This window comes from Collimonas antrihumi, from assembly GCF_018304965.1.
In the GTDB taxonomy this organism is placed as follows: domain Bacteria; phylum Pseudomonadota; class Gammaproteobacteria; order Burkholderiales; family Burkholderiaceae_D; genus Collimonas; species Collimonas antrihumi.
This window is the reverse complement of record NZ_JAGQED010000009.1, coordinates 112,354-135,814: the sequence shown is the minus strand read 5'-3', so window position 1 is coordinate 135,814 and position 23,461 is coordinate 112,354. Positions and strand designations below refer to the sequence as shown.

Annotated in this window: 16 protein-coding genes and 1 pseudogene; 12 read left to right on the top strand and 5 right to left on the bottom strand. The window is 57.4% G+C overall.

Translation table 11 applies throughout. From position 1 onward, the window contains the following. Positions 1–54: 54 nt before the first annotated feature. Together recJ and KHU29_RS10730 are read right to left on the bottom strand one after the other, a co-directional pair. Complete coding sequence (recJ, locus tag KHU29_RS10735; RefSeq protein ID WP_211452792.1) at positions 55–1,749, bottom strand: single-stranded-DNA-specific exonuclease RecJ; 1,695 nt, start codon at positions 1,747–1,749, stop codon at positions 55–57. Then, positions 1,746–2,819, bottom strand: coding sequence for a hypothetical protein (locus tag KHU29_RS10730; protein WP_211452791.1), 1,074 nt, complete (start codon positions 2,817–2,819; stop codon positions 1,746–1,748). The genes recJ and KHU29_RS10730 overlap by 4 nt, the downstream gene beginning before the upstream one ends. Positions 2,820–3,202: 383 nt before the next feature. Here KHU29_RS10730 and KHU29_RS10725 point away from each other — a divergent pair, with 383 nt between their 5' ends. From KHU29_RS10725 to mgrA, 6 genes are all read left to right on the top strand, one after another. Beyond that, complete coding sequence (locus KHU29_RS10725) at positions 3,203–4,441, top strand: cytochrome-c peroxidase (RefSeq protein WP_246541826.1); 1,239 nt, start codon at positions 3,203–3,205, stop codon at positions 4,439–4,441. A gap of 23 nt (positions 4,442–4,464) precedes the next feature. Further along, the gene (locus KHU29_RS10720) at positions 4,465–5,847 is read left to right on the top strand and encodes a hypothetical protein (protein ID WP_211452790.1); all 1,383 of its coding nucleotides are present in this window, start codon (positions 4,465–4,467) and stop codon (positions 5,845–5,847) included. Between the two features lie 35 nt (positions 5,848–5,882). After that, the gene (locus KHU29_RS10715) at positions 5,883–6,419 is read left to right on the top strand and encodes an FMN-binding protein (protein WP_211452789.1); all 537 of its coding nucleotides are present in this window, start codon (positions 5,883–5,885) and stop codon (positions 6,417–6,419) included. Then, entirely contained in the window at positions 6,416–7,255 is an 840-nt protein-coding gene (locus KHU29_RS10710) for an FAD:protein FMN transferase (RefSeq protein WP_211452788.1), read from the top strand. Before KHU29_RS10715 ends, KHU29_RS10710 begins: the two co-directional genes overlap by 4 nt. A 3-nt stretch (positions 7,256–7,258) precedes the next feature. Beyond that, positions 7,259–7,750, top strand: coding sequence for a DUF4405 domain-containing protein (locus KHU29_RS10705; RefSeq protein ID WP_246541823.1), 492 nt, complete (start codon positions 7,259–7,261; stop codon positions 7,748–7,750). 78 nt (positions 7,751–7,828) lie between these two features. Next, positions 7,829–8,863, top strand: a complete 1,035-nt coding sequence (mgrA, locus tag KHU29_RS10700; RefSeq protein WP_211452787.1) for an L-glyceraldehyde 3-phosphate reductase — start codon at positions 7,829–7,831, stop codon at positions 8,861–8,863. Positions 8,864–8,870: 7 nt separating this feature from the next. Here the strand turns inward: mgrA and KHU29_RS10695 are convergent. Then, positions 8,871–9,508: pseudogene (locus KHU29_RS10695) on the bottom strand (beta-eliminating lyase-related protein); the annotation flags it as partial. Positions 9,509–9,765: 257 nt separating this feature from the next. Between KHU29_RS10695 and KHU29_RS10690 the strand changes: the two are divergent. The 3 genes from KHU29_RS10690 (at position 9,766) to KHU29_RS10680 (ending at position 15,635) form a co-directional block, all read left to right on the top strand. Continuing rightward, positions 9,766–11,157, top strand: a complete 1,392-nt coding sequence (locus KHU29_RS10690) for an L-serine ammonia-lyase (RefSeq protein WP_211452786.1) — start codon at positions 9,766–9,768, stop codon at positions 11,155–11,157. A gap of 534 nt (positions 11,158–11,691) precedes the next feature. Next, on the top strand, positions 11,692–14,001 hold the full coding sequence (locus tag KHU29_RS10685) for an NADP-dependent malic enzyme (protein WP_211452785.1): 2,310 nt from the start codon (positions 11,692–11,694) through the stop codon (positions 13,999–14,001). Between the two features lie 290 nt (positions 14,002–14,291). Then, the gene (locus tag KHU29_RS10680) at positions 14,292–15,635 is read left to right on the top strand and encodes an alpha-amylase family protein (protein WP_211452784.1); all 1,344 of its coding nucleotides are present in this window, start codon (positions 14,292–14,294) and stop codon (positions 15,633–15,635) included. A 5-nt stretch (positions 15,636–15,640) separates the two neighbouring features. On the opposite strand, the gene KHU29_RS10675 is transcribed toward KHU29_RS10680, so the two are convergent. Further along, complete coding sequence (locus tag KHU29_RS10675; protein ID WP_211452783.1) at positions 15,641–16,210, bottom strand: YfbU family protein; 570 nt, start codon at positions 16,208–16,210, stop codon at positions 15,641–15,643. A 179-nt stretch (positions 16,211–16,389) separates the two neighbouring features. Between KHU29_RS10675 and KHU29_RS10670 the strand changes: the two genes are divergently transcribed. Both KHU29_RS10670 and KHU29_RS10665 read left to right on the top strand, forming a co-directional pair. Then, positions 16,390–18,063, top strand: coding sequence for a VRR-NUC domain-containing protein (locus KHU29_RS10670; RefSeq protein ID WP_211452782.1), 1,674 nt, complete (start codon positions 16,390–16,392; stop codon positions 18,061–18,063). Beyond that, positions 18,060–20,342 carry an ATP-dependent DNA helicase gene (locus KHU29_RS10665; protein WP_246541821.1) on the top strand — a complete coding sequence of 761 codons (2,283 nt, stop codon included), beginning with the start codon at positions 18,060–18,062 and terminating at the stop codon, positions 20,340–20,342. The genes KHU29_RS10670 and KHU29_RS10665 overlap by 4 nt, the downstream gene beginning before the upstream one ends. A 96-nt stretch (positions 20,343–20,438) precedes the next feature. Here KHU29_RS10665 and KHU29_RS10660 read toward each other — a convergent pair whose 3' ends face one another. Beyond that, positions 20,439–21,467: an AraC family transcriptional regulator gene (locus KHU29_RS10660; RefSeq protein ID WP_211452780.1), complete on the bottom strand. Its 1,029-nt coding sequence runs from the start codon at positions 21,465–21,467 to the stop codon at positions 20,439–20,441. Positions 21,468–21,612: 145 nt separating this feature from the next. Here KHU29_RS10660 and KHU29_RS10655 point away from each other — a divergent pair, with 145 nt between their 5' ends. Next, positions 21,613–23,307, top strand: a complete 1,695-nt coding sequence (locus KHU29_RS10655) for an AMP-binding protein (RefSeq protein WP_246541820.1) — start codon at positions 21,613–21,615, stop codon at positions 23,305–23,307. The last annotated feature ends 154 nt before the right edge of the window (positions 23,308–23,461 follow it).

The following is a 23,461-nucleotide window of genomic DNA, read 5'->3' as shown; positions in this document are numbered from 1 at the left end:
AGTTAAATAGTTAAATAGGGCCACGGAGCACAAGATTCCAAATTTCAAAATGAGCTACATTGCCTCCGCATGCTCAATCATCAACTGCACCTTGGTAACGCCATTATATTCATTAGCATCCAACCGAAACGCCACCTTAGCCTTACTGCCCAACTCATCCGTATGCCCAAACCAGATTGCATCATAGCGCGTGCCATTCCGCTCCAGCAGCAACTTCAAATGCTTCTCCTTCAAAATACGCTGGCTAACCACCCGGAACTCATCGCAAAACAGCGGCGGCGCAAAGCCCTGGCCCCACACCTGGCCCTCCATTAACTCAATGAATTGCGTAGTGTAATAAGCATCCTCCAACGGCCCGTCGGTCTCAACCACACGTTCCAGCTGGCTTTGCCCCAGCCATTCACGCCCGACTTTTTCAAAGGCCTCGGCAAAAGCGTCGAACGCATCCGCACGGATCGTCAAACCGGCTGCCATCGCATGGCCACCGAATTTCTGGATCAGGCTAGGCGCATGCTTGGACACCAGATCCAGCGCATCGCGCAAATGAAAGCCAGGAATCGAACGCCCTGAACCTTTGATCAACCCTTCGCCACCCGGCGCAAAAGTAATCGTAGGCCGATAGAATTTATCCTTGAGACGAGAAGCAACAATGCCGATCACGCCCTGATGCCAGGATGCGTCGAACACGCTGATGGTGGTGCTGTCCTGCGGCTTGAAATCGTCCAGCAATGCCAGCGCGGTATCCTGCATGCCGGCTTCGATATCGCGCCGTTCGCGGTTGATGGTGTCGAGCTGCTGGGCGATGGCCCAGGCGCGGCCTTCGTCGTCGGTGGTCAGGCATTCGATGCCCAGCGCCATGTCGGCCAGGCGACCGGCCGCGTTCAGGCGCGGACCCAAGGCAAAGCCAAGGTCGAACGGCGTGGCGCGACGCGCCTCACGGCCGGCGGCGCGAAACAGGGCGGCAATCCCGGCATGCATGCGGCCGGCGCGCATGCGCTTCAATCCTTGCGCTACCAGGATGCGGTTGTTGGCGTCCAGCTTGACGACGTCGGCGACGGTGCCGAGCGCCACCAGATCGAGCAGTACATCCAGTTTCGGCTGGCTCTTGGCGTCAAACACGCCGCGCTTGCGCATTTCGGCGCGCAGCGCCAGCAAAACGTAGAACATGACGCCGACACCGGCCAGGTTCTTGCTGGGAAAGCCGCATTCCGGCTGGTTCGGATTGACGATGACGCGGGCGGCCGGCAGCGTGTCTGCGGGCAAGTGATGGTCGGTAACTACTACTTCAATCCCGCGCCGGTTGGCCTCAGCCACGCCGTCGATGCTGGCGATGCCGTTGTCGACCGTAACGATGATGTCTGGCGATTTCTCGCGTGCCGTCAGTTCGACGATTTCCGGTGTCAGGCCGTAGCCGTACTCAAACCGGTTCGGTACGATGAAATCGATGTTGGCGCCCAGCAGCCGCAGGCCGCGCAGACCGACCGCACAGGCGGTGGCGCCGTCGCAATCGTAGTCGGCGACGATCACCATTTTCTTTTGCGCGGCGATGGCGTCGGCCAGGAAACTGGCGGCAGCGTCTATATGCAGCAATCCTGCAGGCGGAATCAGCGCGGTCAGTTCACTTTCCAGTTCCCTGACATCGAGCAGGCCGCGCGCGCTATACACACGCGCCAATACCGGATGAATGCCGCTCTGGTGCAGCCGTTCAGAGTCGCGGAAAGAATAGGGGCGGGTGGTTATGCGCGTCATGGCAGCAATCTGGTCAGGGCTGGCTTCAGCCAGAATTTCTTGAGCGAGAGCCGGCTGGTGGCCAGTTCAAGCACGTGTGTACTGTCGGTAATAATCAAGGAAAGACTATCCAGCAGGCCTTGCTGCATCGCTTGCAGCACAGGCGCGAAGCAAGTGTTTTCCAGGGTTTGCAGCTCTTGCAGCCAGCTTGACCATTCGCCGGTGAGGGCCGGCTGGATCAATTGATCCAATATCAGCAGGCCGTGTCCGGGTTTGGCGGCGATGATGCCGGCGACGCTGGCATTCGCATGCGCAGCCTTGGCGTACTGGCCGAGGCCGACGAAACCATCAGGCAGATTGAATACCTCGTATTGGCCGACGGTTGGCGCCGTAGCAGCAGCGCCGCCCCACAACCAAAGTGAGTTGACGCTCTGCTTGCCCTGCATCTCGCGGCGCTGGTTCAGGGGATGTGCAAACCACAGCATCTGTACTTCATTCTGTAACTTGCGCCAGGCTTGGGCACCGTCGCCTTGCGGCATCCAGATATCGATGTTGTGCCCGCAAGTAGCGTCCGGCGTGGAAGTAAGCAGGCCCTGCCAGTCGTCGGCGCGCATGAACCAGGTGTTGGCGCTGCCGTAGACCAGTGGCCTGCCTACTTCGGCAAACAAAGGCGCGGCAGCGTCGAACAATTCGCGTGAATCCGTTTCGGACAAGCCGATCTGGCGGATGTCGGTTAATACCAGGTGATCGCGGGCGATATGGATGTGCGCCGGATGGAGCATGAACCAGACACCTTCATCAGCACTCAGGCCCAGCGCGCGCATGGCGGCACAGGCAAGGGCAGGGCTGTTGTGCGCGTCCTGGCCAGGTGCGGCGTTAACCGCGGCAAACGAAGGCAGGGAAAATTGTGAGCTTAACCACATTTCGTGTGGCAAGGCGCGCGCAAAGTCGTCAAATTCTTGACGGGAATGCTCCTTTTTGGCGCGCGCCATCAAGGTGGCAAAGGCGGGTAGTTTCAATTCGCGCAATAAATCGCGCGCCAGTTCCGGCGGTGGCAGGCCGAATGGCAATAGGATAGTTAAATGACTCATGGCGCGATTGTAGGGCATAGCCGCGACATGAGTCGAATTGCCTTTGTTTACACTGTTGCCGCCACGTCTGGCATGGATTGACCGCCGATCAACGTGTTTCAGGGCACGAAAGCATCCATCACGCGACCATACGGCAGATGGTAGACCTTGCCAGTGGTGTTTTTTTGCAAACCAATCGGCTCGACTGTTGGAAGAAAAAGACACGTTTCGCAGAAATTCCGCAGACAAATCGATAGTAATTGCTAATTGCAATCATTCTCAATACCATTCGTATTCTGTTGCTTCAGTGAATAATATAACGATGAAACAGACGCCAGGGCGAGGTCGAAATCAAACCTTTGCGAAGACTCGCGTGAATTCAAATCAATTAAAAAATAATGCAAATGTCTCAATATGATGTAAAGACCGTGGTACGCATTCCGGGGGGGATGAAGTGGTCGTTGATGCTGGCGGCTGCCTGTTTGCTGGCTGCTTGCGGCGGTGGTGGCGATAGCGCCAGCACCAGTACCCCTATTACGCCAGTGGCTGACGGGGGACTAAGCCAGGTTGCCAGCCTTGGCAAGAAAATCTTCAGCGATCAAAGTCTGTCGGCCTCGGGCAAGCAATCTTGCGCCACCTGTCACAATCCCGATAACGCGCACGCACAGAGCAATGATCTGGCAGTGCAGTTGGGTGGCCCCAATCTCGATGTGCCAGGCTTCCGCGCGGTGCCGTCCTTGCGCTACCTCAATCTGACCCCGGCTTTCTTTTTTGCCAGCGACGGCACACCGACCGGCGGCTTCAATCGCGACGGCCGCGTCAATACCCTGGCCGATCAGTCGGAGCGGCCGTTCCTGGCGCCGCATGAAATGGCCAATGCCAGCAAAGCTGACGTGATTGCGAAATTAAAGGTGGCAGCCTACGTTGAAGAATTCCGCAAGGTATTCGGCGCTGCCATCCTCGATAACAGCGACGATGCTTTCAACCGCATCCAGCTGGCGTTGCAGCAGTACCAGAAGGAAGGCAGCGATTTCCATCCCTACGATTCCAAATACGATCAATTCCTGAGCGGCAAAGTGCCGTTGAATGCGGCTGAATTGCGCGGACTGGCGTTGTTCAACAATCCGGCCAAGGGCAACTGCGCCGCCTGCCACTTGAGCGCCAAGGGCAGCGATGGTTCGTCACCGTTATTCACCGATTTCACCTTTGACAATCTTGGCGTTCCGCGCAATCCGGCAATTGCCGCGACTGCCGATGCTGCCTATTTCGATCTCGGCCTGTGCGGACCGGATCGCACCGATCTGAGTAACCGCAGCGAATTGTGCGGCAAGTTCAAGGTGCCGACCTTGCGCAATGTCGCGACGCGAAAAGTATTTTTCCATAACGGCTACTTCAAGACCTTGCGCGAGGCGGTGAGTTTCTACGTCAAGCGCGATACCAATCCGGAGCTGTGGTATCCAGCCGACGCCAGCGGCGTCGTTCAGAAATTCAACGATCTGCCTGAGCAATATCGCAAGAACGTGAATGTCACCGAAGTGCCGTATAACCGGCAACCGAATATGCCGCCGGCATTGTCCGACAGTGAAGTCGACGACGTCGTGCAGTTTCTCGGTACTTTGACAGACGGCTACAAAGCACAATAAAACATTAAGGGGAATACAGCATCATGAAAAAAAATATTCTGGCGCAAGCCATTGCAATCGCTTTGATGGCGAGCCCGTTGGCTGCATCCGCCAGTGAGGCAGAATTATTGAAACGGCTCAATAAGCTGGCTGCTGAAGTCGAGCAGCTCAAGGCAGAGTTGGCCGCCACCAAGCAGAAAACCGACACCGTTGAAAAGCGCCAGGATGCGTTTGCGGCTGCACCAGTTGCACCGGCAGCACCGGCCGTCGTGATGAGCGCTGCAACCACGACAACGACAGCGCCATCGGGTACAACCGCGGCCGCGGCACCGGTGTCGACAGTCGCAGCTGCGTCGCCGGCGACAATGCTGGGGCCGAATACCGTGCTGTCTAGTTACGGCGAAGTCAATTACACCCGTCCACGCAATGACAGCAGCAAGTCGCAAGCCGACGTCGCTCGCGCGGTGATCGGCATTACCCACCGTTTTGATGAAAAGACCAAGATGGTAGCGGAGTTTGAATGGGAACATGCCGTCACTTCCGCTAGCGACAAGGGTGAGACAGAAGTCGAACAGCTGTATGTCGAGCGCGAATTCAACAACGGCCTGCGCGCCAAAGGCGGCTTGTTCCTGATCCCGGCAGGTTTGCTCAATACCAATCACGAGCCGACTGCTTACTACGGCGTGTATCGTAATTTCGTCGAAACCGCGATCATTCCGTCCACCTGGCGCGAAGCGGGATTCGGTTTGTCGCAGACGCTTGACAATGGCTTGACCTGGGATACCGGCCTGACTACCGGTTTCGACCTGAGCAAATGGGATGCTTCGTCGACCGAAGGCCGCGAATCGCCGTTGCGCAGTATTCACCAGGAAGGTCAGTTGGCGAAGGCGGGTGATCTGAGCGTGTTCGGTGCATTGAACTGGCGCGGCGTGCCAGGCTTGCTGTTGGGTGGTTCCGTGTTTACCGGGAAAATCGGCCAGAAGACGCCGGATTTTCCGGCGCAGGATGCACGCCTGACCGTGTGGGATTTGCATGCACGCTATACGCCGGGTAAATGGGATCTGTCAGCACTTTATGCGCGCGGCACCATCAGCAACACAGACGCGCTGAATCAGACGTTTGCCGGCCAGCCGACACCGGTGCCGTCATCGTTCTACGGCTGGTACACACAGGCCGCCTATCAATTATGGAAAAGTTCGGACTATACTTTGACACCGTTCGTCCGCTATGAGCGCTTCAATACTGCCAACAGCTATGCGGCGATGCCGCCCGGCCTGGGAGTTGCCACCGGCCCGAACGAAGGTGTCTGGACGGTCGGCGCCAACTTCAATATCGGTGAAGGCGTGGTCTTGAAAGCGGATTATCAGAAATTCAAGGTAGATACGACGCGCGATCGCTTCAACCTTGGCCTGGGTTACGCGTTCTAATTTCTAACTATTTATTGTATTGATTGGCATCGACGATGAGACAGATCAACCTGGCTACCCTGGTGCTCGCGACCGGCGCCACTTCGAGCGCCTTCGCCACCCAGTATCTGACAGTGGAGCAGGCGCAACAAGTGATGTTTCCGGATGCGACCGGCTTCAAGGACACCAGTTTGCAGTTGTCCGGCGAGCAGATGAAGCAGGTCGAGAAACTTTCCGGCTTGCCTGCGCGGTCGGTCAGCTGGCGCGTGTTTGCTGCGTATAAAGGTGACGCCCAGCTAGGCTACGTGGTGTTGGATGACGTAGTCGGCAAGTTTGAATTGATCTCGTATGCGGTAGCGGTCAATCCCGATGCCAGCATCAAGCAGATTGAAATTCTCACCTATCGGGAAAGCCATGGCTTTGAAATCAAAAGTCCTGCATGGCGCAAGCAATTCGTCGGCAAGACAGCTGCCGCCGGTTTGACTATCGGCGACGGCATCGCCAGCATCAGCGGCGCCACGCTGTCGTGCACGCATGTCACCGATGGCGTACGGCGGATTGCCGCCATCGCTCAGGTCATGCTGAAAAAATGAAACGGCGGGCGCAACCCTGGCTGGGAACCCTGGTCGAGGTGACGCTTGCCGATGCCCTCCGCGATGACGCTGCCGCACGTGCTTTCGATGCCGCGTTTGCGGCCGTCGCCGAAGTACATCGGTTGATGAGCTATCACGACGTCGCCAGCGATGTCGCCCGGATCAATCGCATGGCGGTCGGCAGCGTAATCCGGGTTGATGCGCGCACGGCTACAGTGATTCGCATGGCACTTCATTTGAATGCAGTAACGGATGGCCTGTTTGATATCGGCTGTGCGTCAAAGCTGGTTGAATGGAGTTATTTGCCGGAATCATCTGAAAAAATCGCAGGAAGCAGCTCAGGCAACGCGGCTAGTCGGATCAACCTGCATATCGATGACGCCGATAACGTTCGGAAAATAGCCCCGGTGCTGATCGATTTGGGCGGTATTGCCAAGGGTTACGCGGTAGATGCCGCCATCAGCGCTTTGCAAGCATCAGGCATCGCTTCGGCTTGCGTCAATGCGGGCGGCGATTTGCGGGTTTTCGGCGAACATGCCTATCCGGTCATGATTCGCGATCCCCGTGCACCCACGCAAATCGCGGCTCGCATCGAATTAAAAAATGCGGCATTGGCGACTTCCGGCAGTTATTTTTCGCAAAAGACAGTGCAGGGCCACCAACGTTCGGCACTGGTTAACTGTGAAAGTGGCAACGCGCTAGTCGACAATGTCAGCGCTACGGTACAAGCTGCCGATTGCATGACGGCGGATGCGCTGACCAAGCTGGTGCTGCTAAGCGGCGATCACCGGCATCCGTTATTGCAGCAGTTTGGCGCAACTGCTTTTATAATCTGAGGGATGCGCTCCCCCAAACATCCCAAACAAAGCCTTCATCACCCAAGAGTTCGCCCGCCAATCATCCGGTTTCGCCTTGAGCGCTGGCATCGATTCAGCCTCTATGGCATTTCCGGCTTGCTGACGGCCAGCGGCATTTTGTGGTTGATCGTCCATTTTTTCCTGCGGGTAGCGGGTGAGTTCGGTGAAACCGTCAATCCGGTCGAGCCATGGTCGATGAAACTGCATGGTGCGGCCGCCATGGCAATGCTTTTCTTCGTAGGCAGCTTACTGATCACCCACATCCGCCGCGCTCATCTTGCGCGCCGCAATCGCTATTCCGGCTGGAGCATGGCGGCTTTGTCAGCCTTGTTGACGATCAGCGGCTATGCTTTGTACTACATCGCCAGCGAATCCAGCAGGCCGCTCTGGTCGGCAGGGCACTGGATCTTGGGCTTGCTGTTCCCGCTATTGCTGGTATTGCATATTTTTCTGGGGCGACGCGCAGCCAGATAGGCTGCCATCAATTTTTCTGCCAAGGCAGGATTTTTTAAACACACAGTATTCAAATACGCTGTAAGAGGAGTTTCGGTCATGAGTTATCACGCATCAAGCAAGCGCTACGACAACATGCAGTACCGGTTCTGCGGCCGTAGCGGCCTCAAATTGCCATTGTTGTCGATGGGACTCTGGCACAACTTCGGCGACACCACGTCGCTTGCGCGTCAACGCGAAATGGTGCATACCGCTTTCGATCTCGGGATTACGCATTTCGACCTGGCCAATAATTACGGGCCGCCATATGGCAGCGCCGAGACCAATTTCGGCCGCATCCTGAAAGAAGACCTGCGTCCTTATCGCGACGAGTTGATCATTTCGACCAAGGCTGGCTGGGACATGTGGCCGGGGCCGTATGGACAGGGCGGCGGTTCGCGCAAATATGTATTGGCCAGCCTCGACCAGAGCCTGCAGCGCATGGGCCTGGATTATGTCGATATCTTTTATTCGCACCGCTTTGATCCGGAAACGCCGCTGGAAGAAACCATGAGTGCGCTGGCGACGGCGGTGCAGCAGGGCAAGGCGCTGTATGTCGGCGTCTCGTCCTACTCGCCGGCCAAGACTGCGGAAGCCGCCAAACTGTTACGCGACTGGAAAGTGCCTTGCCTGATTCATCAGCCATCCTACAACATGCTCAATCGCTGGATGGAACAAGGCTTGCTGGATACGTTGGAACAGGAAGGCATGGGTTGCATCACTTTTACCGCCTTGGCACAGGGGCTGTTGAGCGACAAATATTTGAACGGCGTGCCGCAAGATTCACGCATTAATCGCGAGGGTGGCGGTTCGCTGCAACAGGCCCATCTGAGTCCGGAAAATCTGGCGCGGGTGCGGGCTCTCAACGAGATTGCCAAGACGCGCGGCCAGAGCCTGGCGCAGATGGCGCTGGCCTGGGTACTGCGCGATCCGCGTGTGACCACGACCTTGATCGGCGCCAGCAGTCCGGCTCAGATCCGGGAAAACGTGGCTGCGTTGCAGCGGCTGGATTTTTCGGCGGAAGAATTGGCGGCCATCGATGTGCAGGCAAAAGAAGGCGGGATCAATCTGTGGGAAGGCTCTTCCAACGGCTAATGCAGTTGTAGGGTGAACGCTGAAAGACATTGCCGCCCATGCGTTTCATCCATTCCGACGCGCGGCTAATGAAATCACGCTTACCCAGCAGCATCGCGCCACCCAGGCCGCCGATGCCTTTGTAAAACGATACGTACGCGCTATCAAAACCGGCTGTCACGCTGCTCAGCGGTTTGTCATATCCGGCAGCTGGCCGCCGATTTCACGCATAGGCAGTTCATATAGCGCGGCTCCGAGGCGGTCTGGCTGCGCTTTGAGATCATTCGCTGTCCATGGCCGATAGGGAGTCCCCACGTTGAGCGAGGTGAAGTGGTCGAGCAGCTGGTAATTGCTGCGTTCGTGCACCAGTATGTGCGCCGTCGGATGGAGAGCCGTCAGCGGATTATTCCTGTCCTGGCAGGCGACTCGCAGCGCCACCGTCTGCGCCAGCGTTCCGGTAATAACGAAGTGGCCAGCCTCAAAGCCCAGCAACTCGGCTACCTTGTTTTCGAAGGTTTGAACCAGTTCGCCTTCGCCATAGGTGTCGTGACGGACGTCATGGGCCTGGCACCAGGCGGCCATTTCGGCAAAATCCTGGGCGGCAGGCCGTGGCGGAGTTGCTGAAAAGAAGGTATGGCATTGATTACGTAGATTGGTGTTTGGCATAAAGCATTTCTACAAGGTGAATTTATCGCTTCAATTGAAAAATGTTTAATTGTTAATATTCTAGCGCTTTACTTATGCCCCACACGAAAATGTCATCACGTTCCAACGACGACTTGGCCGTAAAATTGAATACTGTAGTGTTTATCCCAAAAGGACAAACACTTAATTAAAGATACCTCAACCTATCCAGGAGTTGTCATGAGCGGCCATGCATTGTCTTACCGGGGTACCCGGTCGAGTTTCATATCGAGTCTTATATGAATATCAGTACATTCGATTTATTCAAGGTCGGTATCGGTCCATCCAGTTCGCACACAGTCGGCCCGATGATCGCCGCCAATCGATTCGCGGCCCATTTACATGACGCCGATCTGCTGGATGCGGTGCACGCCGTCCGCGTTGAATTGTATGGCTCGCTCGGCGCCACCGGCAAAGGCCACGGCAGCGACAAGGCGGTATTGCTGGGATTGGAGGGAAACCTGCCTGACAACATCGACCCGGACCATGTCGAGCCGCGCCTGGCGGAAATTCGCAGTTCAAAAAAATTATTATTGAACGGTTCGCATCCGATAGGCTGCGTGGAGAAAGAACATGTGCTGTTTTTCCGTCGCGAAGCATTGCCGCAACATCCGAACGGCATGCGCTTTGTCGCCCTCGATGCAAGCGGCAGCGTGATTGCTGAAAAAGACTATTACTCGGTAGGCGGCGGGTTTGTCGTAAGCAAGGAAGGACAGCGTGTCAACCTGGTGCAGGCGGGCAGCGTGCAAGCGGAAGGCGATTTGCCGTATCCTTTCCATTCCGGCGACGATCTGTTGCGGATGTGCGCTGAAAGCGGTTTGACCATTGCCGCCTTGATGATGGAAAACGAAAGGCACTGGCGCTCGGCAGAAGAGGTGCGCACCAAGTTGCTGGGGATTTGGGACGTGATGGCGGCGGCGGTTAAGCGCGGTTGCTCGATAGGCGGCGAGTTGCCCGGGCCGATGCGGGTCAAGCGCCGCGCTGCTGAATTGTATCGGCAACTGACGGAGCGTTCCGACGAGTCGCTGGCGGATCCTTTGTCCATGCTCGACTGGGTCAACCTGTACGCGATGGCGGTGAATGAAGAAAATGCGGCGGGCGGACGAATCGTGACTGCTCCGACCAACGGCGCGGCGGGCGTGTTGCCGGCGGTGCTGCACTATTACACCAAATTCATCCCCGGCGCCAATCTGGATGGCGTCATGACCTTCATGCTGACGGCTGCGGCGATCGGTTTGATCTACAAGGAAACTGCGTCCATTTCCGGCGCCGAAGTCGGTTGCCAGGGCGAAGTCGGCGTCGCCTGTTCGATGGCTGCAGGAGCGCTGGCGGCGGTCTTGGGCGGCAGCACCGAGCAGATCGAGAACGCCGCTGAAATCGGCATGGAACATAACCTCGGCATGACCTGCGATCCGGTCGGCGGGCTGGTGCAGATTCCTTGCATAGAACGGAATGCGATGGGTGCGGTGAAGGCGATCAACGCTGCCCGCATGGCCTTGCGCGGCAACGGCAAACATTATGTGTCGCTGGATAACGTGATCAAGACCATGATGCAAACCGGCGCCGACATGAAGACCAAATATAAAGAAACATCGCGCGGCGGTCTGGCGGTAAATGTGATTGAGTGCTGAGTAGAGTAGTCGTTAGTCGTCAGCAACAGGGTTCCGGCGGTTTTTGCGGGGAATTCGAAATATGGCAGTTATCTGTCGATAAAAAAAAAGCCCGCATCTGCGGTAATGCCGTTCAGTTAAGACGCCAGAGATCTCCCTCATGCGTCGCTCCCGCGAACGCGGGAATCCATTTTCATTGTTTCACTCGGTAATTTGGATCCCCGCGTTCGCGGGGATGACGGAGCCGCCGTGGCGGCTGGCCACGTCATATCACTTAACTGAACGGCATTGCGCATCTGCGGGCTTTTTGTTTTGTGTGGCGCGGTGGGATAATCGGGTTTGTGTGTTTTTAACAGCAACGCTGCAAACTGCGTCAGATTCGTCTACCATCTGGCATAAGCTGCACTATAAAAAACCAAGACCCACAGAACAATTTCCCTTTTCCATAAAGCATCTTCAACAACAGCGATATCGGTTACCGAGAAACCGAATCGATAGACATTGTGATAATGTCGCTGCCACTCAAATTTCACTAGCGTATCCAGGAGACCATCAATGAGCACCCCAACCACTCTTTCTGCGGCCGAACAGGCCCTGCGCGACGCTGCGCTCGAATATCATCGCAGCCCGACGCGCGGCAAGATCGCCGTGGTGCCCACCAAGCCTTTGTCGAACCAGCGCGACCTGTCGCTGGCTTACTCGCCCGGCGTCGCCTATGCCTGCCTGGCGATCCATGAAGATCCGGAAATGGCGGTGGAATACACCTCGCGCGCCAACCTGGTCGGCGTGGTCACCAACGGTACTGCCGTGCTTGGCCTGGGCGACATCGGTCCGCTGGCCGGCAAACCGGTGATGGAAGGCAAAGGCTGCCTGTTCCATAATTTTGCCGGTATCGATGTATTCGACATCGAACTGGCTGAGCGCGATCCTGACAAACTGGTCGAGATCATCGCCGCGCTGGAGCCGACGCTGGGCGGCATCAACCTGGAAGACATCAAGGCGCCGGAATGCTTCTATATCGAAAAGAAGCTGCGCGAGCGCATGAAGATTCCGGTCTTTCACGACGATCAGCACGGTACTGCCATCATTTCTTCGGCAGCGTTGCTGAACGGCCTGGAACTGGTCAACAAGAAAATCGGTGAAGTCAAACTGGTAGCCTCTGGCGCCGGCGCCGCGGCGATTGCCTGCCTCGACCTGATGGTTGAACTGGGCGTCAAGCGTGAAAACATATTCGTCTGCGATTCGCGCGGCGTGATTCACGATAAACGCGAAGACAAGCTGGATGTCTCCAAACAGCGCTACCAGCAAACTACCGATGCGCGCACCTTGGCCGATGCAATTGTCGGCGCCGACGTGTTCCTCGGCTGCTCGGCACCCGGCGTGCTGACGCAGGATATGGTCAAGGCCATGGGTTCGCAGCCGATCATTCTGGCGCTGGCCAATCCGGAACCGGAAATCCGCCCTGAGCTGGCGCTGGAGGCGCGGCCGGACTGCATCATCGCCACCGGCCGGTCGGATTATCCGAACCAGGTTAACAATGTGCTGTGTTTCCCTTACATTTTCCGCGGCGCGCTGGATTGCGGCGCCACCAGCATCACGGAAGCGATGAAGGTCGCTTGCGTACGCGAGATTGCCGACTTGACCAAGGCTGAGATCAGCGAAGAAGTGGCGTCCGCCTATGCTGGCCAGGAACTGCATTTCGGTCCGGAATATATCATTCCGAAACCTTTCGATTCACGCCTGATCTTGCGCATCGCCCCTGCGGTTGCCCGTGCTGCCGAAGAGTCCGGCGTGGCGACGCGTCCGATCAAGGACATGGATGCGTATCGCCAGTCGCTGATGCGTTTTGTCAGCCACACCGGCATGTTCATGCGTCCGGTGTTCCTGGCGGCGCGCGGTGAGCCGCAACGTATCGTCTACGCCGAGGGCGAGGATGAGCGGGTATTGCGCGCGGTGCAGATCGCGCTCGAAGAAAAACTGGTGCGGCCGATCCTGATCGGCCGTCCGGCAGTGATCGAGGCGCGTATCAAACGTGCCGGTTTGCGCTTGCAGGCCGGACGGGATTTCGAGCTGATCAATCCGGAAGACGACGTGCGTTTCCGCCAATACTGGGAGACTTATCACGAGATCAAGGCGCGCGACGGCGTCACGCCTGAAATGGCGAAATCCACATTGCGCCGTTCGAACACCACCATCGCTTCGCTGCTGGTCAAGCTGGGCGACGCCGATGGCATGCTGTGCGGCCTGGTCGGGCGTTTCGATAACCATCTGGAACATGTGAGCGACATCATCGGCCTGCGTGAGGGCGCCAAGTGCTTCGCCACCATGAACGGCCTGGTGCTCGATAAGCACACTTTGTTCATCGCTGATACTTTCGTCAACGACGATCCCGATGCGGAGCAACTGTCAGACATCGCCGCCATGGCGGTGGAAGAAGTCAAGCGCTTCGGCGTACCGCCCAAAGTGGCGTTCCTGTCGCATTCGATGTTCGGTTCCAGCACCCGGCCTTCGGCCAAGAAGATGCGCGCCGCACGGGATTTGTTCGTCAAGCGTATGCCGGATGTCGAAGCCGATGGCGAGATGCATGGCGATGCCGCCCTGAGCGCAGAGGTGAGGGCGCAGTTCTTGCCGAAATCGACCCTGAGCGGTGACGCCAATGTATTGGTGACGCCGAATCTGGATGCTGCGAATATCCTGTTCAACGTGTTGAAAATGACCGGTGGCCAGGGTGTCACGGTCGGGCCGGTATTACTGGGCGCTGCGGCTCCGGTGCATATCCTGAACCCTTCGGCGACGGTGCGGCGGGTGGTTAACATGACTGCGCTGGTGGTGGCAAACGCGATCTCCGCAAAACAGAAAGTCTGATCGGCCGACCAATAAAGCCGGCCTGTAGAAAATCCCCGTATCTGCATCGGCAGCGACGGGGATTTTTTTATATTAATGCCATCTTTTTTTATCCGATGTGAATCTGCTTGCCCATTGATGTAGGTGGATTCCTACAATCCTTTGCGGTGGACGCCGATATGTTTCCGTTGTGCTGCGCGATAGAGTCTGAGCATGCGCAAATCGGTATTCTCGCCCGAGCCTAAGCTGTGGCTGCCGATTGCCACTCTGGCAAAGAGTGAGCGCGCGCAACGTTACCAAGGATCGTCGACATGAGCTTCGCAACTGCACCTCGCATTTATTGCATCAATCCGGCGCTGGTCTCGCGCCAAGGCTGGCCCGCCTTGCTCGATCATTGCATCGCGCTGGGCTTTGATCACGTGTTGCTGGCCAACGCGCTCAATCTGGGCCAGCCCCCTGGCGTTGAAGACGAGCCTGCATTGGTGGAGTTGGCAACAGCCTGTTCTGACCGCGGTCTGTATCTATTGCTTGATATCGTACTTGACAGAGTTTCGTTTGACGACCCGCTGGTCGATGTTTGTCCGCACTGGTTCGAAAGCAAGCCGTTATCTGAAAACATGCCATCTGCTGAAGGCCCGTCTGTAGTGCCCGACAGCGTCATGCATCTGCGTATGACTGATTCCACTGTACAACACGGCGTATGCGCACTGTGGCGCGAGCGCTTGCGAGGCTTGCTCGACGCCGGCGTTGCCGGGTTTGTCTGCAGTGCGCCTGCTGCGGTGCCTGTTACACTGTGGCAGGCATTGATGGCCGCAACACGCAGCTACTGCAATTCGGTCAGTTTCCTCGCCTGGACTCCAGGTAGTTCGGCGCCGCAACTTGATCCTCTGACGGATGCCGGGTTCGATGCTGTATTCTGCCCGGGAGCATGGTGGGATTACCAGGCTACGCGTTACGTGCGCGAACAAGATAATCTGATCGGCGACGCCACCATCATCGCCTTTCCGGAAACGCCTTTCGGTCCTCGCCTGGCGGGGCAGCTTAGCCTGACCGATGTCCCGTCGCGCCGCCGCGCCAGCCTGCGCGCACTGCGCTTTGCGGCTGCCAGCGGCAACGGCATCTTGATACCGATGGGTTTTGAACTCGGGCTGACCGTGCCGCTCGATACCGTGCTCACGCCGGCACAATACGCCAGTCTGTGCCAGGAAGCAGAGATCGATTTGCGCGATGAAATTCAACAGGCGAATCGTTTCATTGTCGACATCGGGCGCTATTTTTTAGGCGCACCGGTTGCGTTGCTGCGCAGTCCGGGTAGTGGATTAGCGTTGCTTCAGCGCAGTACGCGCACCGGTCTTGGCGGCCAGCGCGACGATAATGCGCGCTTGTCCCTGCTGATCGTGGTGAATCAAGATCTGTATCAAGCCTGGCAAGGCAATGTTGACGACATTTTTAACCATGTCGACGGCTACGTCGCCCAGGCCGATTTGTCGGACTGGGACGAGGGCCGGGCGGCAGCGTTCTCTCTGCCGCAAGGTCCGTTGTTGCTTGAGGCTGGCGAGATCAAGCTATGGCTGGCGCGGGCGGTACCGTCGAGTGTCGTTAGTGTCGTTAGTGTCGTTAGTGTCGACGGTGGGGATAACCGGCAAGCGGCATAAGGACTTCAGACGAGCTTCAGGAAACTACGCCGCGGTCCGGTGTTTTCGTTGAGAAGCGCAATCAGCTGGTCAGCATTCAGGCGGCCTTTGCCTATCAGTTTTTGCAGCGGCTCGAAGGCGCGCACCATGCGCCGATAGATGGAAATCGACGGCAGGTGCGAATGGATGTCGCGTCCTGCGAACTTGGGAAAGCGCTGCATATCCTTGATCAGGAATGACGCTATGTTGGCGTGTTCAAACTCGGTATCGCTATCGAATCCCATGAATTTCACTTCGCCCTGACGGGGAGAAATGCTGGCGGCGACCCGATCCTTGTCCAGCGACCGCAGCGCATCGTAGCCGTCTTCGATTGCCGACCACATGTCGAGAATCCGGACGACTTCTTTCACGATAGGCGGATCCGATCTGGCGTTGCCGTCATACAGCGCGCCATATTTCCAGCGCAAGCCCCAGGTATTGCCGCTATGTAGCGCGGACTGGACAAACTTCGGGTCAACCTCGCCGGCAATGTCCAGGTGCTGATGCACTTCGCACAGCATGGTCAATATCAATTTTTCAGCATCGCTCAATTCCATTGCAATTCCCGTTCAGACTCCTGCATTCGGATTCGTATATACTACAGAATAACTGTACGTTTATACAGTGTTAAAAACAATAAAATCGTAAATAAAATCGACAATAAGAAAATTGATAAGGACGGCAATGAAGTGACTGCCAGTTATTCCGGCGGCGTTGCGCCGCTGTACCCACGACCATGAACAAAACGCTGGAAAACCGCTTCTACTATCTGGATAACTTCGTCACTGTTGTCGAGTCGATACGCACTCGTTATCGCCATTTGCTGAACAGTGAAGAACAGACATTCGTCGATGGCTTCGGCAGTTTGCCGCAATCCTCCGCGGCATTGCTGGTGCGGATGGTGATGCGCAAAGGTGAGCTGTTTCGGCTTGGCAAACTGCGTTACGATGAAATCGGCTGCACGGAAAATGCGGCGGCGCCACTGGTGCAGGCTGGCTGGATCAGCCAGCAGCCGCTGGTGGATATCGAACAGCTTTTCAGCGTGCTCACCAAAGTCGAAATCGCTGCGGCTTTCCCGCTGTTGCGACATAGCAAAATAACTCGCAAGAGCGAACAGTTGGTCTTTCTGCGCGAGGCAGGGGATGCGGGGGACGATACAGCGCGCATGCGCAGCCTGGCCGAATGGTGGCCTGACGCCGGCGACAGTTTGTTGCAGTTGTCCAGGCCGGTTGCCGCGTTATGCGATCGCCTGCGCCTGATGTTCTTCGGTAATTTATATCAGGACTGGTCGGAGTTCGTGCTGTCCGAGCTGGGCATTTTCAAATATGAGCAGTTTGATTTATCTCCCGACACGCAAGGTTTCAGCAGCCGTCAGGATCTTGACGATTACTTGCATCTGCATGCCTGCCGCGAACGGTTTCTCGACGGCGAGCCGCCACACTCGGTGGTGGCCGATATCGCCGCCGATCCTTACCCGAACCCCTGGCTGGAGGAGCGCCGCAGCAAACTGCTGTTCCAGATTGCCCAGCACCATGAGCGCAATGGCGAGTTATCGCAGGCGCTGCGTATTTATGCCGATAGCAGCCGGCCCGGAGCGCGCTTGAGGGCGATCCGGGTGCTGGAGCGTTGCGGCCAGCTTGCCGTTGCGTTCGAGTTGGCGCGGCAGGCTGAATTGCAGGCCGAAAGCGAAGCCGAACAACAACAGCTGCTGCGCGTCATGCCGCGTCTGCGGCGCGCGTGTGGCTATCCCAAATTGCCGAAATCTTCTGCCGTGAGCATCATCCAGCACGAGATTGCCTTGCCACGGCCCGATCCTGGGATGTCGGTCGAGGCCGCGCTCAGCCAGCACCTTGCCTGTGCGGACGCACCCGCACTCTATGTCGAAAACGCACTGATCAATTCGCTGTTCGGCCTGTTGTTCTGGGATGCCGTGTTTGCGCCGGTGCCGGGTGCTTTTTTCCATCCGTTCCAGAGTGGTCCGGCAGACCTGCACAGCGCCGATTTTCGAACCCGCCGGGCGCGCCGGTTTGAAAACGGTTTTGCCTTGCTTCACAACGGCGGCTATCGCGAGGTCATCCTGCAGAATTTCCGGATCAAGGAAAATATCCAGTCGCCGTTCGTGTTCTGGGGCGCGATTGACGATGATTTGCTAGCCATGGCGCTGGACTGCCTGCCGCCATTGCACCTGGAAAAATGTTTCGAACGGATCCTGCAGGACATCAAGAGCAACCGTTCCGGCTTGCCTGACCTGATCCAGTTCTGGCCGGCAGAAAAGCGCTATCAGATGATTGAAGTCAAAGGACCGGGCGACCGCTTGCAAGACAACCAGATCCGCTGGCTGGATTACTTCGCCAGCCATGAAATTCCGGTAGCGGTGTATTACGTGCAATGGACCGGGGAAAACGCATGATGGCGCCGGATGCTTCCCCGACCCTCGCGCGTTATGTCGTCGCGGTGCGCGCCTTGTGCGAATTCACCGCAAAGCAGGGCGATCTCGACCTGCGCTTCACACCGTCGCCGACCGCGCAGGAAGGCATTACCGGCCACGCCGTGGTGGCGTCGCGCCGCTCCGCTTCTTATGAGGCGGAAGTCAGCCTGAGCGGCAGTTTCGGTCCGTTGCTGGTGCGCGGCCGCGCCGACGGTTACGATCCGCAGCTGAACCGGCTGGAGGAGGTCAAGACTTATCGCGGCGACCTCAGCCGCATGCCGGACAACCATCGTCATCTGCACTGGGCGCAGGTCAGGATCTATGGCCACTTGCTGTGCCAGAGCCGGAAACTGGATGAACTGCAGCTGGCGTTGGTCTACTACGATATCGGCAGCCAGAAGGAAACCTTGCTGACGGAACATCTGACTGCAGAACTGTTGAAGCAGTTCTTCGAAGATCACTGTCAGCGTTTCCTGGCATGGGCCGAACAGGAAATGGCGCATCGTGCCGAGCGTGATGTGCAACTGACGGCCTTGCAGTTTCCGCACGCGGATTTCCGGCCGGGCCAGCGCGTGATGGCTGAAGCGGTCTACAAAAGCGCCATTAGCGGCCGCTGCCTGCTGGCGCAGGCTCCCACCGGCATCGGCAAGACCATCGGCAGCTTGTTCCCGATGCTCAAGGCGAGTCCGGGCCAGGCGCTGGACAAGATATTTTTCCTCGCGGCCAAGACCTCCGGCCGGGCGCTGGCGCTGGAGGCCGTGACGCGGATCAGGCAAAGTGCGCCGGCGCTGCCTTTGCGGGTACTGGAGCTGGTAGCGCGCGACAAGGCTTGCGAGCATCCCGACAAAGCCTGTCACGGCGATTCCTGTCCTTTGGCGCAAGGATTCTATGACCGTTTGCCGCAGGCGCGCAGTGCGGCGATCGAATCAGGCGCGATGGACCGTGAAAGCCTGCGCCAGATCGCCGCCGCACATCGGGTATGCCCCTATTACCTGAGCCAGGAAATGGCCAGCTGGTCGGATGTGGTTGTGGGCGACTACAACTACTATTTCGATGTCAGCGCCATGTTGTACGGCATGGCCAACGCCAACCAGTGGCGGGTAGGCGTGCTGGTTGACGAGGCGCACAACATGATCGACCGCGCGCGCAAGATGTATTCCGCTGAAATGGAATACATCCATCTGAAAACCTTGCGGAAAACCGCACCGCCGGCGCTCAAGCGCGGACTGGACCGGGTGAGCCGCCAATGGGGCGCCTTGGGCAAGGAGCAGGAAGGCGAATACCAGCATTACGCCGAAATACCGGAGGCGTTTGTCGAGGCATTGTTGAGGGCGGTAGCCGATATCACTGACTATATGGTGGAACATCCCGCCGCCATGGACAGCAATTTGCAGCAATTCTATTTTGACGCCTTGCACTTCACGCGCATGGCCGAGCTGTTTGGCCCGCATTCTCTATTCGATATCACCAGGCACGGTGCGCACGGCAGTACAGGGAGTACATTATGCATCCGCAATATCGTACCGGCGCCTTTCCTGACGCCGCGCTTTGCCGCCGCTCGTAGCACGGTGCTGTTTTCAGCAACGTTAAGTCCCTGGCATTTTTACAGCGACACGCTGGGCATGCCGGCCGACACGGCCTGGATCGACGTGCCGTCGCCATTCACAGCCGATCAATTGACGGTGCAACTGGTGACCGGTATCTCGACGCGTTTCCTGCATCGGGAGCGTTCGCTGTCGCCCATCGTCGATCTGATTGCGGGCCAGTATCGGCGGCAATCCGGTAATTACCTGATGTTTTTCAGCAGTTACGATTACCTGCAAAAGGTCGCCGCGCTGTTCGTCGAGCGTTATCCGGAGATTCCGCTGTGGCTGCAGGCGCGCCGCATGGATGAGCGGGAAAGGGAAGATTTCCTGGCGCGCTTTACCGATACTTCGCAAGGCGTCGGCTTTGCCGTGCTGGGCGGTTCGTTCGCCGAAGGCATCGATCTTCCCGGTGCGCGCCTGATCGGCGCTTTCATCGCGACGCTAGGGCTGCCGCAGATCAATCCTGTGAATGAGCAGATCATGCGGCGCATGGGCGAGACTTTCGGCAACGGCTATGACTACACCTATCTTTATCCTGGCATGCAGAAAGTGGTGCAGGCCGCGGGCAGGGTGATCCGCACGCAGCAGGACCGTGGCGTGGTGTATCTGATCGACGATCGTTTTGCGCGGCCGGAAATCAAGCAGTTGCTGCCGGCGTGGTGGCAAGTTGCATGAATCGGCTGCGGCTGCAATAACGTCGATACGGTCACCGGTTCAAGTGAAGAGTAAATGAACAATGATGCGTAATAATGCGTAATGGCAGACAGGTTTTCACGCAGCTGACAAAGCGCGCCGATGCTCACCCGGACTGCTCCCGGTCCACTTCTTGAACGCCCGATGGAAAGCACTGGAATCGGCAAAACCAAGACTGATCGCGATTTCTTCAATGCTTTTGGCGGAGCCGCTTAAGTAATTGATCGCCAGGTCGCGCCGCAGATTATCCTTGATCGCCTGATACGACTGTCCTTCCTGGCTAAGCTTGCGGCGCAAGGTCGATGCCGGTGTGCGCAGGTGTTTCGAGATGCTCTCGAAGTCTGACCACTCGGCCAGTGGCAGCCGGCGCAAACGGCGTCGGATGGTGGCCGCCAGGCTATCGTGATTGCTGTATTTCTCCAGCAGGTTGCCCGGTGCTTCGCGCAGGAAAGATTGCAGCGAGCGCTGGTTTTGCACTATCGGCAAAGCCAGGCAGGCAGCATCGAAAGTGATGCTGGTTTGCGCCTGGGCGAAGCGTGCCTGGTCGCAAAAGCGGATCTTGTAATCCAGGCTGGCGAGCGGTTCTTCGCAACGAAAGCCGGCCGACAGCAATTGGATGCGGCGTCCGATCAGCCAGCTGCCGACGCCATGCACGATCATCAGGAAGGTGGCGTAGGCAAACATGCGGCGCGGACTGCCGGTTTCATTGATGACGATGCGCGCCAGGCCTTCTTGCTGCGAGAGCGTTGCCGACATATCGTCCAGCACCAGCCGCAGGAAATCCAGCATGCGTTCCAGGCCTTTGCCGAGAGTAGCGCTGTGGAGGGCGCTGCGGCATAGCATGTTGAAGCTGCCGACCCGCATCGGATGACTATCCATGCCGAAAAATTCGTCATCCATGGCGTGCGCGATCAGGTACCACAGCTGGCCGTAATTGGCCGCAGCGACCCGCGCGTGCGGCGTGCTCAGCCAGCGCGGGGAAATGCCGGCCTGGAGCAGCAGCGACTCGGTATCCATGCCGCGCTGGCGCATGCTGTGCAGCGCTTCGTCGACAAAACTGATCGCAATAGTCCCTTTTTCCCAATCTTCCATAAATCCGTTTAGCATGTTATTGCAATTTCGATCAATCCCGTTGATCGCTTTTAACATGGCTACCAGCCGCCAAGTATTCTAGACTTAGTGGTAGCAGTTCCATTTCTGATAACAAAAAGAGCCGATTAAGCTTGCCATTTTAGGTTAGAGGAGAACACTCATGTCATCTGCTTCGCCCGCCGATGCTGCAACCAAGGCTGCCAGCATTCCGGATTATGCCCGGTTTTATGCGGATTTCAGTGCCGACAGCATTGCTGCCGAGCTGTCCGGTAACCTGCAAACCGGCATCAACGCTTGTGTTGAATGCTGTGATCGCCACGCAACGCCTGACCCTGACCGTGTCGCGTTGTTGTGGGAAGGCAAGGATGGCCGCAGCGCCACTTATACCTTTGCCCAACTGAAAGAATTGTCAGGCCGTTTTGCCAACTTCCTGAAAGCGCAAGGCGTCCGGCCCGGCGACCGCGTAGCGGGGTTGTTGCCGCGTACGCCCGAATTGCTGATTGCGATTCTCGGTACCTGGCGTGCCGGCGCGGTGTATCAGCCGTTGTTCACGGCCTTCGGTTCGAAATCGATCGAATATCGGGTAGCTGCCAGCGAGGCCAGGCTGATCGTTACCGACACCGATAACCGTCACAAGCTGGAGGAAGTGCCGGATTGTCCGTCTATCATGACTGTCGCCGGTGATAAGCAAGCGCAAGTTCAAGCGCAAGCGGGCGACTTCAATTTCTGGGCCGAACTGGAACGCCAGTCGACCGAGTTCGCGCCGGTGATGCGCAAGGCTGACGACGCTTTCATCATGTTGTTCACTTCAGGCACGACCGGGCCGGCCAAAGGCGTCGCGGTGCCGTTGCGGGCAATGCTGGCGTTTTACGTCTACACGCGCTATGCGATGGATGTGCGGCCGGAAGACGCTTTCTGGAATATCGCCGATCCCGGCTGGGCCTATGGTTTGTATTACTGCGTCACCGGGCCCTTGCTGATGGGTCACGCCATCACCCTCTACGAGGGTTCGTTCACGGTGGAAAGCACCTACCGGATCATCGATAAATACAAGATCACCAACCTGGCAGGCTCCCCCACCGCGTACCGGATGCTGATTGCCGGCGGCGAGGCGGCAGCCGCGCCGGCCAAAGGGCGTCTGCGCGCTGTCAGCAGCGCCGGTGAACCCTTGAATCCCGAAGTGATCCGCTGGTTCCGCGAACATCTCGATTGCCTTATCAATGATCACTACGGCCAGACCGAAACGGGTATGGTGTTGTGCAATCATCATGGTTTGAAACACGAAGTGCATATGGGTTCGGCCGGCCTCGCCATGCCAGGTTACCGGCTGGCGGTGCTGGATGACGACCAGAATGAGCTGGGCGTCGGCGAGCCGGGCGTGCTGGCAGTGGATCGCCGCAACTCGCCGGTGTACTGGTTCCAGGGTTATTGGCAGCAGGATGCCGCCGCCGACATTGGCGACTACTACATCACCGGTGATACAGTCGAGAAAAACCAGGATGGCAGCATCAGCTTTATCGGACGCGGCGACGATATCATTACCTCTTCCGGTTATCGCATCGGACCTTTCGATGTCGAAAGCGCATTGCTGGAGCATCCGGCGGTAGTGGAAGCGGCGGTGGTCGGCAAGCCGGACCCCGAGCGTACTGAGCTGGTCAAGGCTTTTGTCGTCTTGAGCAAGGACTATCAGGCCAGTGCGGAACTGATCGCCGAGCTGCAGCAATACGTCAAGCATCGCCTGGCCGCGCATTCTTATCCGCGCGAAATCGAATTTTTAACAGAACTGCCAAAAACTCCTAGCGGCAAACTGCAGCGCTTCATCTTGCGTAATCAAGAAGTCGCCAAAGCTAAGTAGTGTCGCATAATTATTTCGATAGGGCCGTCATCCCCGCGAACGCGGGCACCAAGGTGGAGAATCCATTTTGCGTTGAACATGGATTCCCGCGTTCGCGGGAATGACGGCGATTTTAAAATGACTTACGCGTTCTTATTTGAAAAAATCTAAAAGA

What these genes read in the sequence shown, in the direction of transcription:
- KHU29_RS10725 (WP_246541826.1), top strand. Translation starts at nt 3,203, where the DNA reads ATGTCTCAATATGATGTAAAGACCGTGGTACGCATTCCGGGGGGGATG.
- KHU29_RS10710 (WP_211452788.1), top strand. Translation starts at nt 6,416, where the DNA reads ATGAAACGGCGGGCGCAACCCTGGCTGGGAACCCTGGTCGAGGTGACG.
- KHU29_RS10665 (WP_246541821.1), top strand. Translation starts at nt 18,060, where the DNA reads ATGATGGCGCCGGATGCTTCCCCGACCCTCGCGCGTTATGTCGTCGCG.
- mgrA (WP_211452787.1), top strand. Translation starts at nt 7,829, where the DNA reads ATGAGTTATCACGCATCAAGCAAGCGCTACGACAACATGCAGTACCGG.
- recJ (WP_211452792.1), bottom strand. Translation starts at nt 1,749, where the DNA reads ATGACGCGCATAACCACCCGCCCCTATTCTTTCCGCGACTCTGAACGG.
- KHU29_RS10685 (WP_211452785.1), top strand. Translation starts at nt 11,692, where the DNA reads ATGAGCACCCCAACCACTCTTTCTGCGGCCGAACAGGCCCTGCGCGAC.
- KHU29_RS10690 (WP_211452786.1), top strand. Translation starts at nt 9,766, where the DNA reads ATGAATATCAGTACATTCGATTTATTCAAGGTCGGTATCGGTCCATCC.
- KHU29_RS10715 (WP_211452789.1), top strand. Translation starts at nt 5,883, where the DNA reads ATGAGACAGATCAACCTGGCTACCCTGGTGCTCGCGACCGGCGCCACT.
- KHU29_RS10655 (WP_246541820.1), top strand. Translation starts at nt 21,613, where the DNA reads ATGTCATCTGCTTCGCCCGCCGATGCTGCAACCAAGGCTGCCAGCATT.
- KHU29_RS10730 (WP_211452791.1), bottom strand. Translation starts at nt 2,819, where the DNA reads ATGAGTCATTTAACTATCCTATTGCCATTCGGCCTGCCACCGCCGGAA.
- KHU29_RS10720 (WP_211452790.1), top strand. Translation starts at nt 4,465, where the DNA reads ATGAAAAAAAATATTCTGGCGCAAGCCATTGCAATCGCTTTGATGGCG.
- KHU29_RS10670 (WP_211452782.1), top strand. Translation starts at nt 16,390, where the DNA reads ATGAACAAAACGCTGGAAAACCGCTTCTACTATCTGGATAACTTCGTC.
- KHU29_RS10675 (WP_211452783.1), bottom strand. Translation starts at nt 16,210, where the DNA reads ATGGAATTGAGCGATGCTGAAAAATTGATATTGACCATGCTGTGCGAA.
- KHU29_RS10680 (WP_211452784.1), top strand. Translation starts at nt 14,292, where the DNA reads ATGAGCTTCGCAACTGCACCTCGCATTTATTGCATCAATCCGGCGCTG.
- KHU29_RS10705 (WP_246541823.1), top strand. Translation starts at nt 7,259, where the DNA reads ATGCGCTCCCCCAAACATCCCAAACAAAGCCTTCATCACCCAAGAGTT.
- KHU29_RS10660 (WP_211452780.1), bottom strand. Translation starts at nt 21,467, where the DNA reads ATGCTAAACGGATTTATGGAAGATTGGGAAAAAGGGACTATTGCGATC.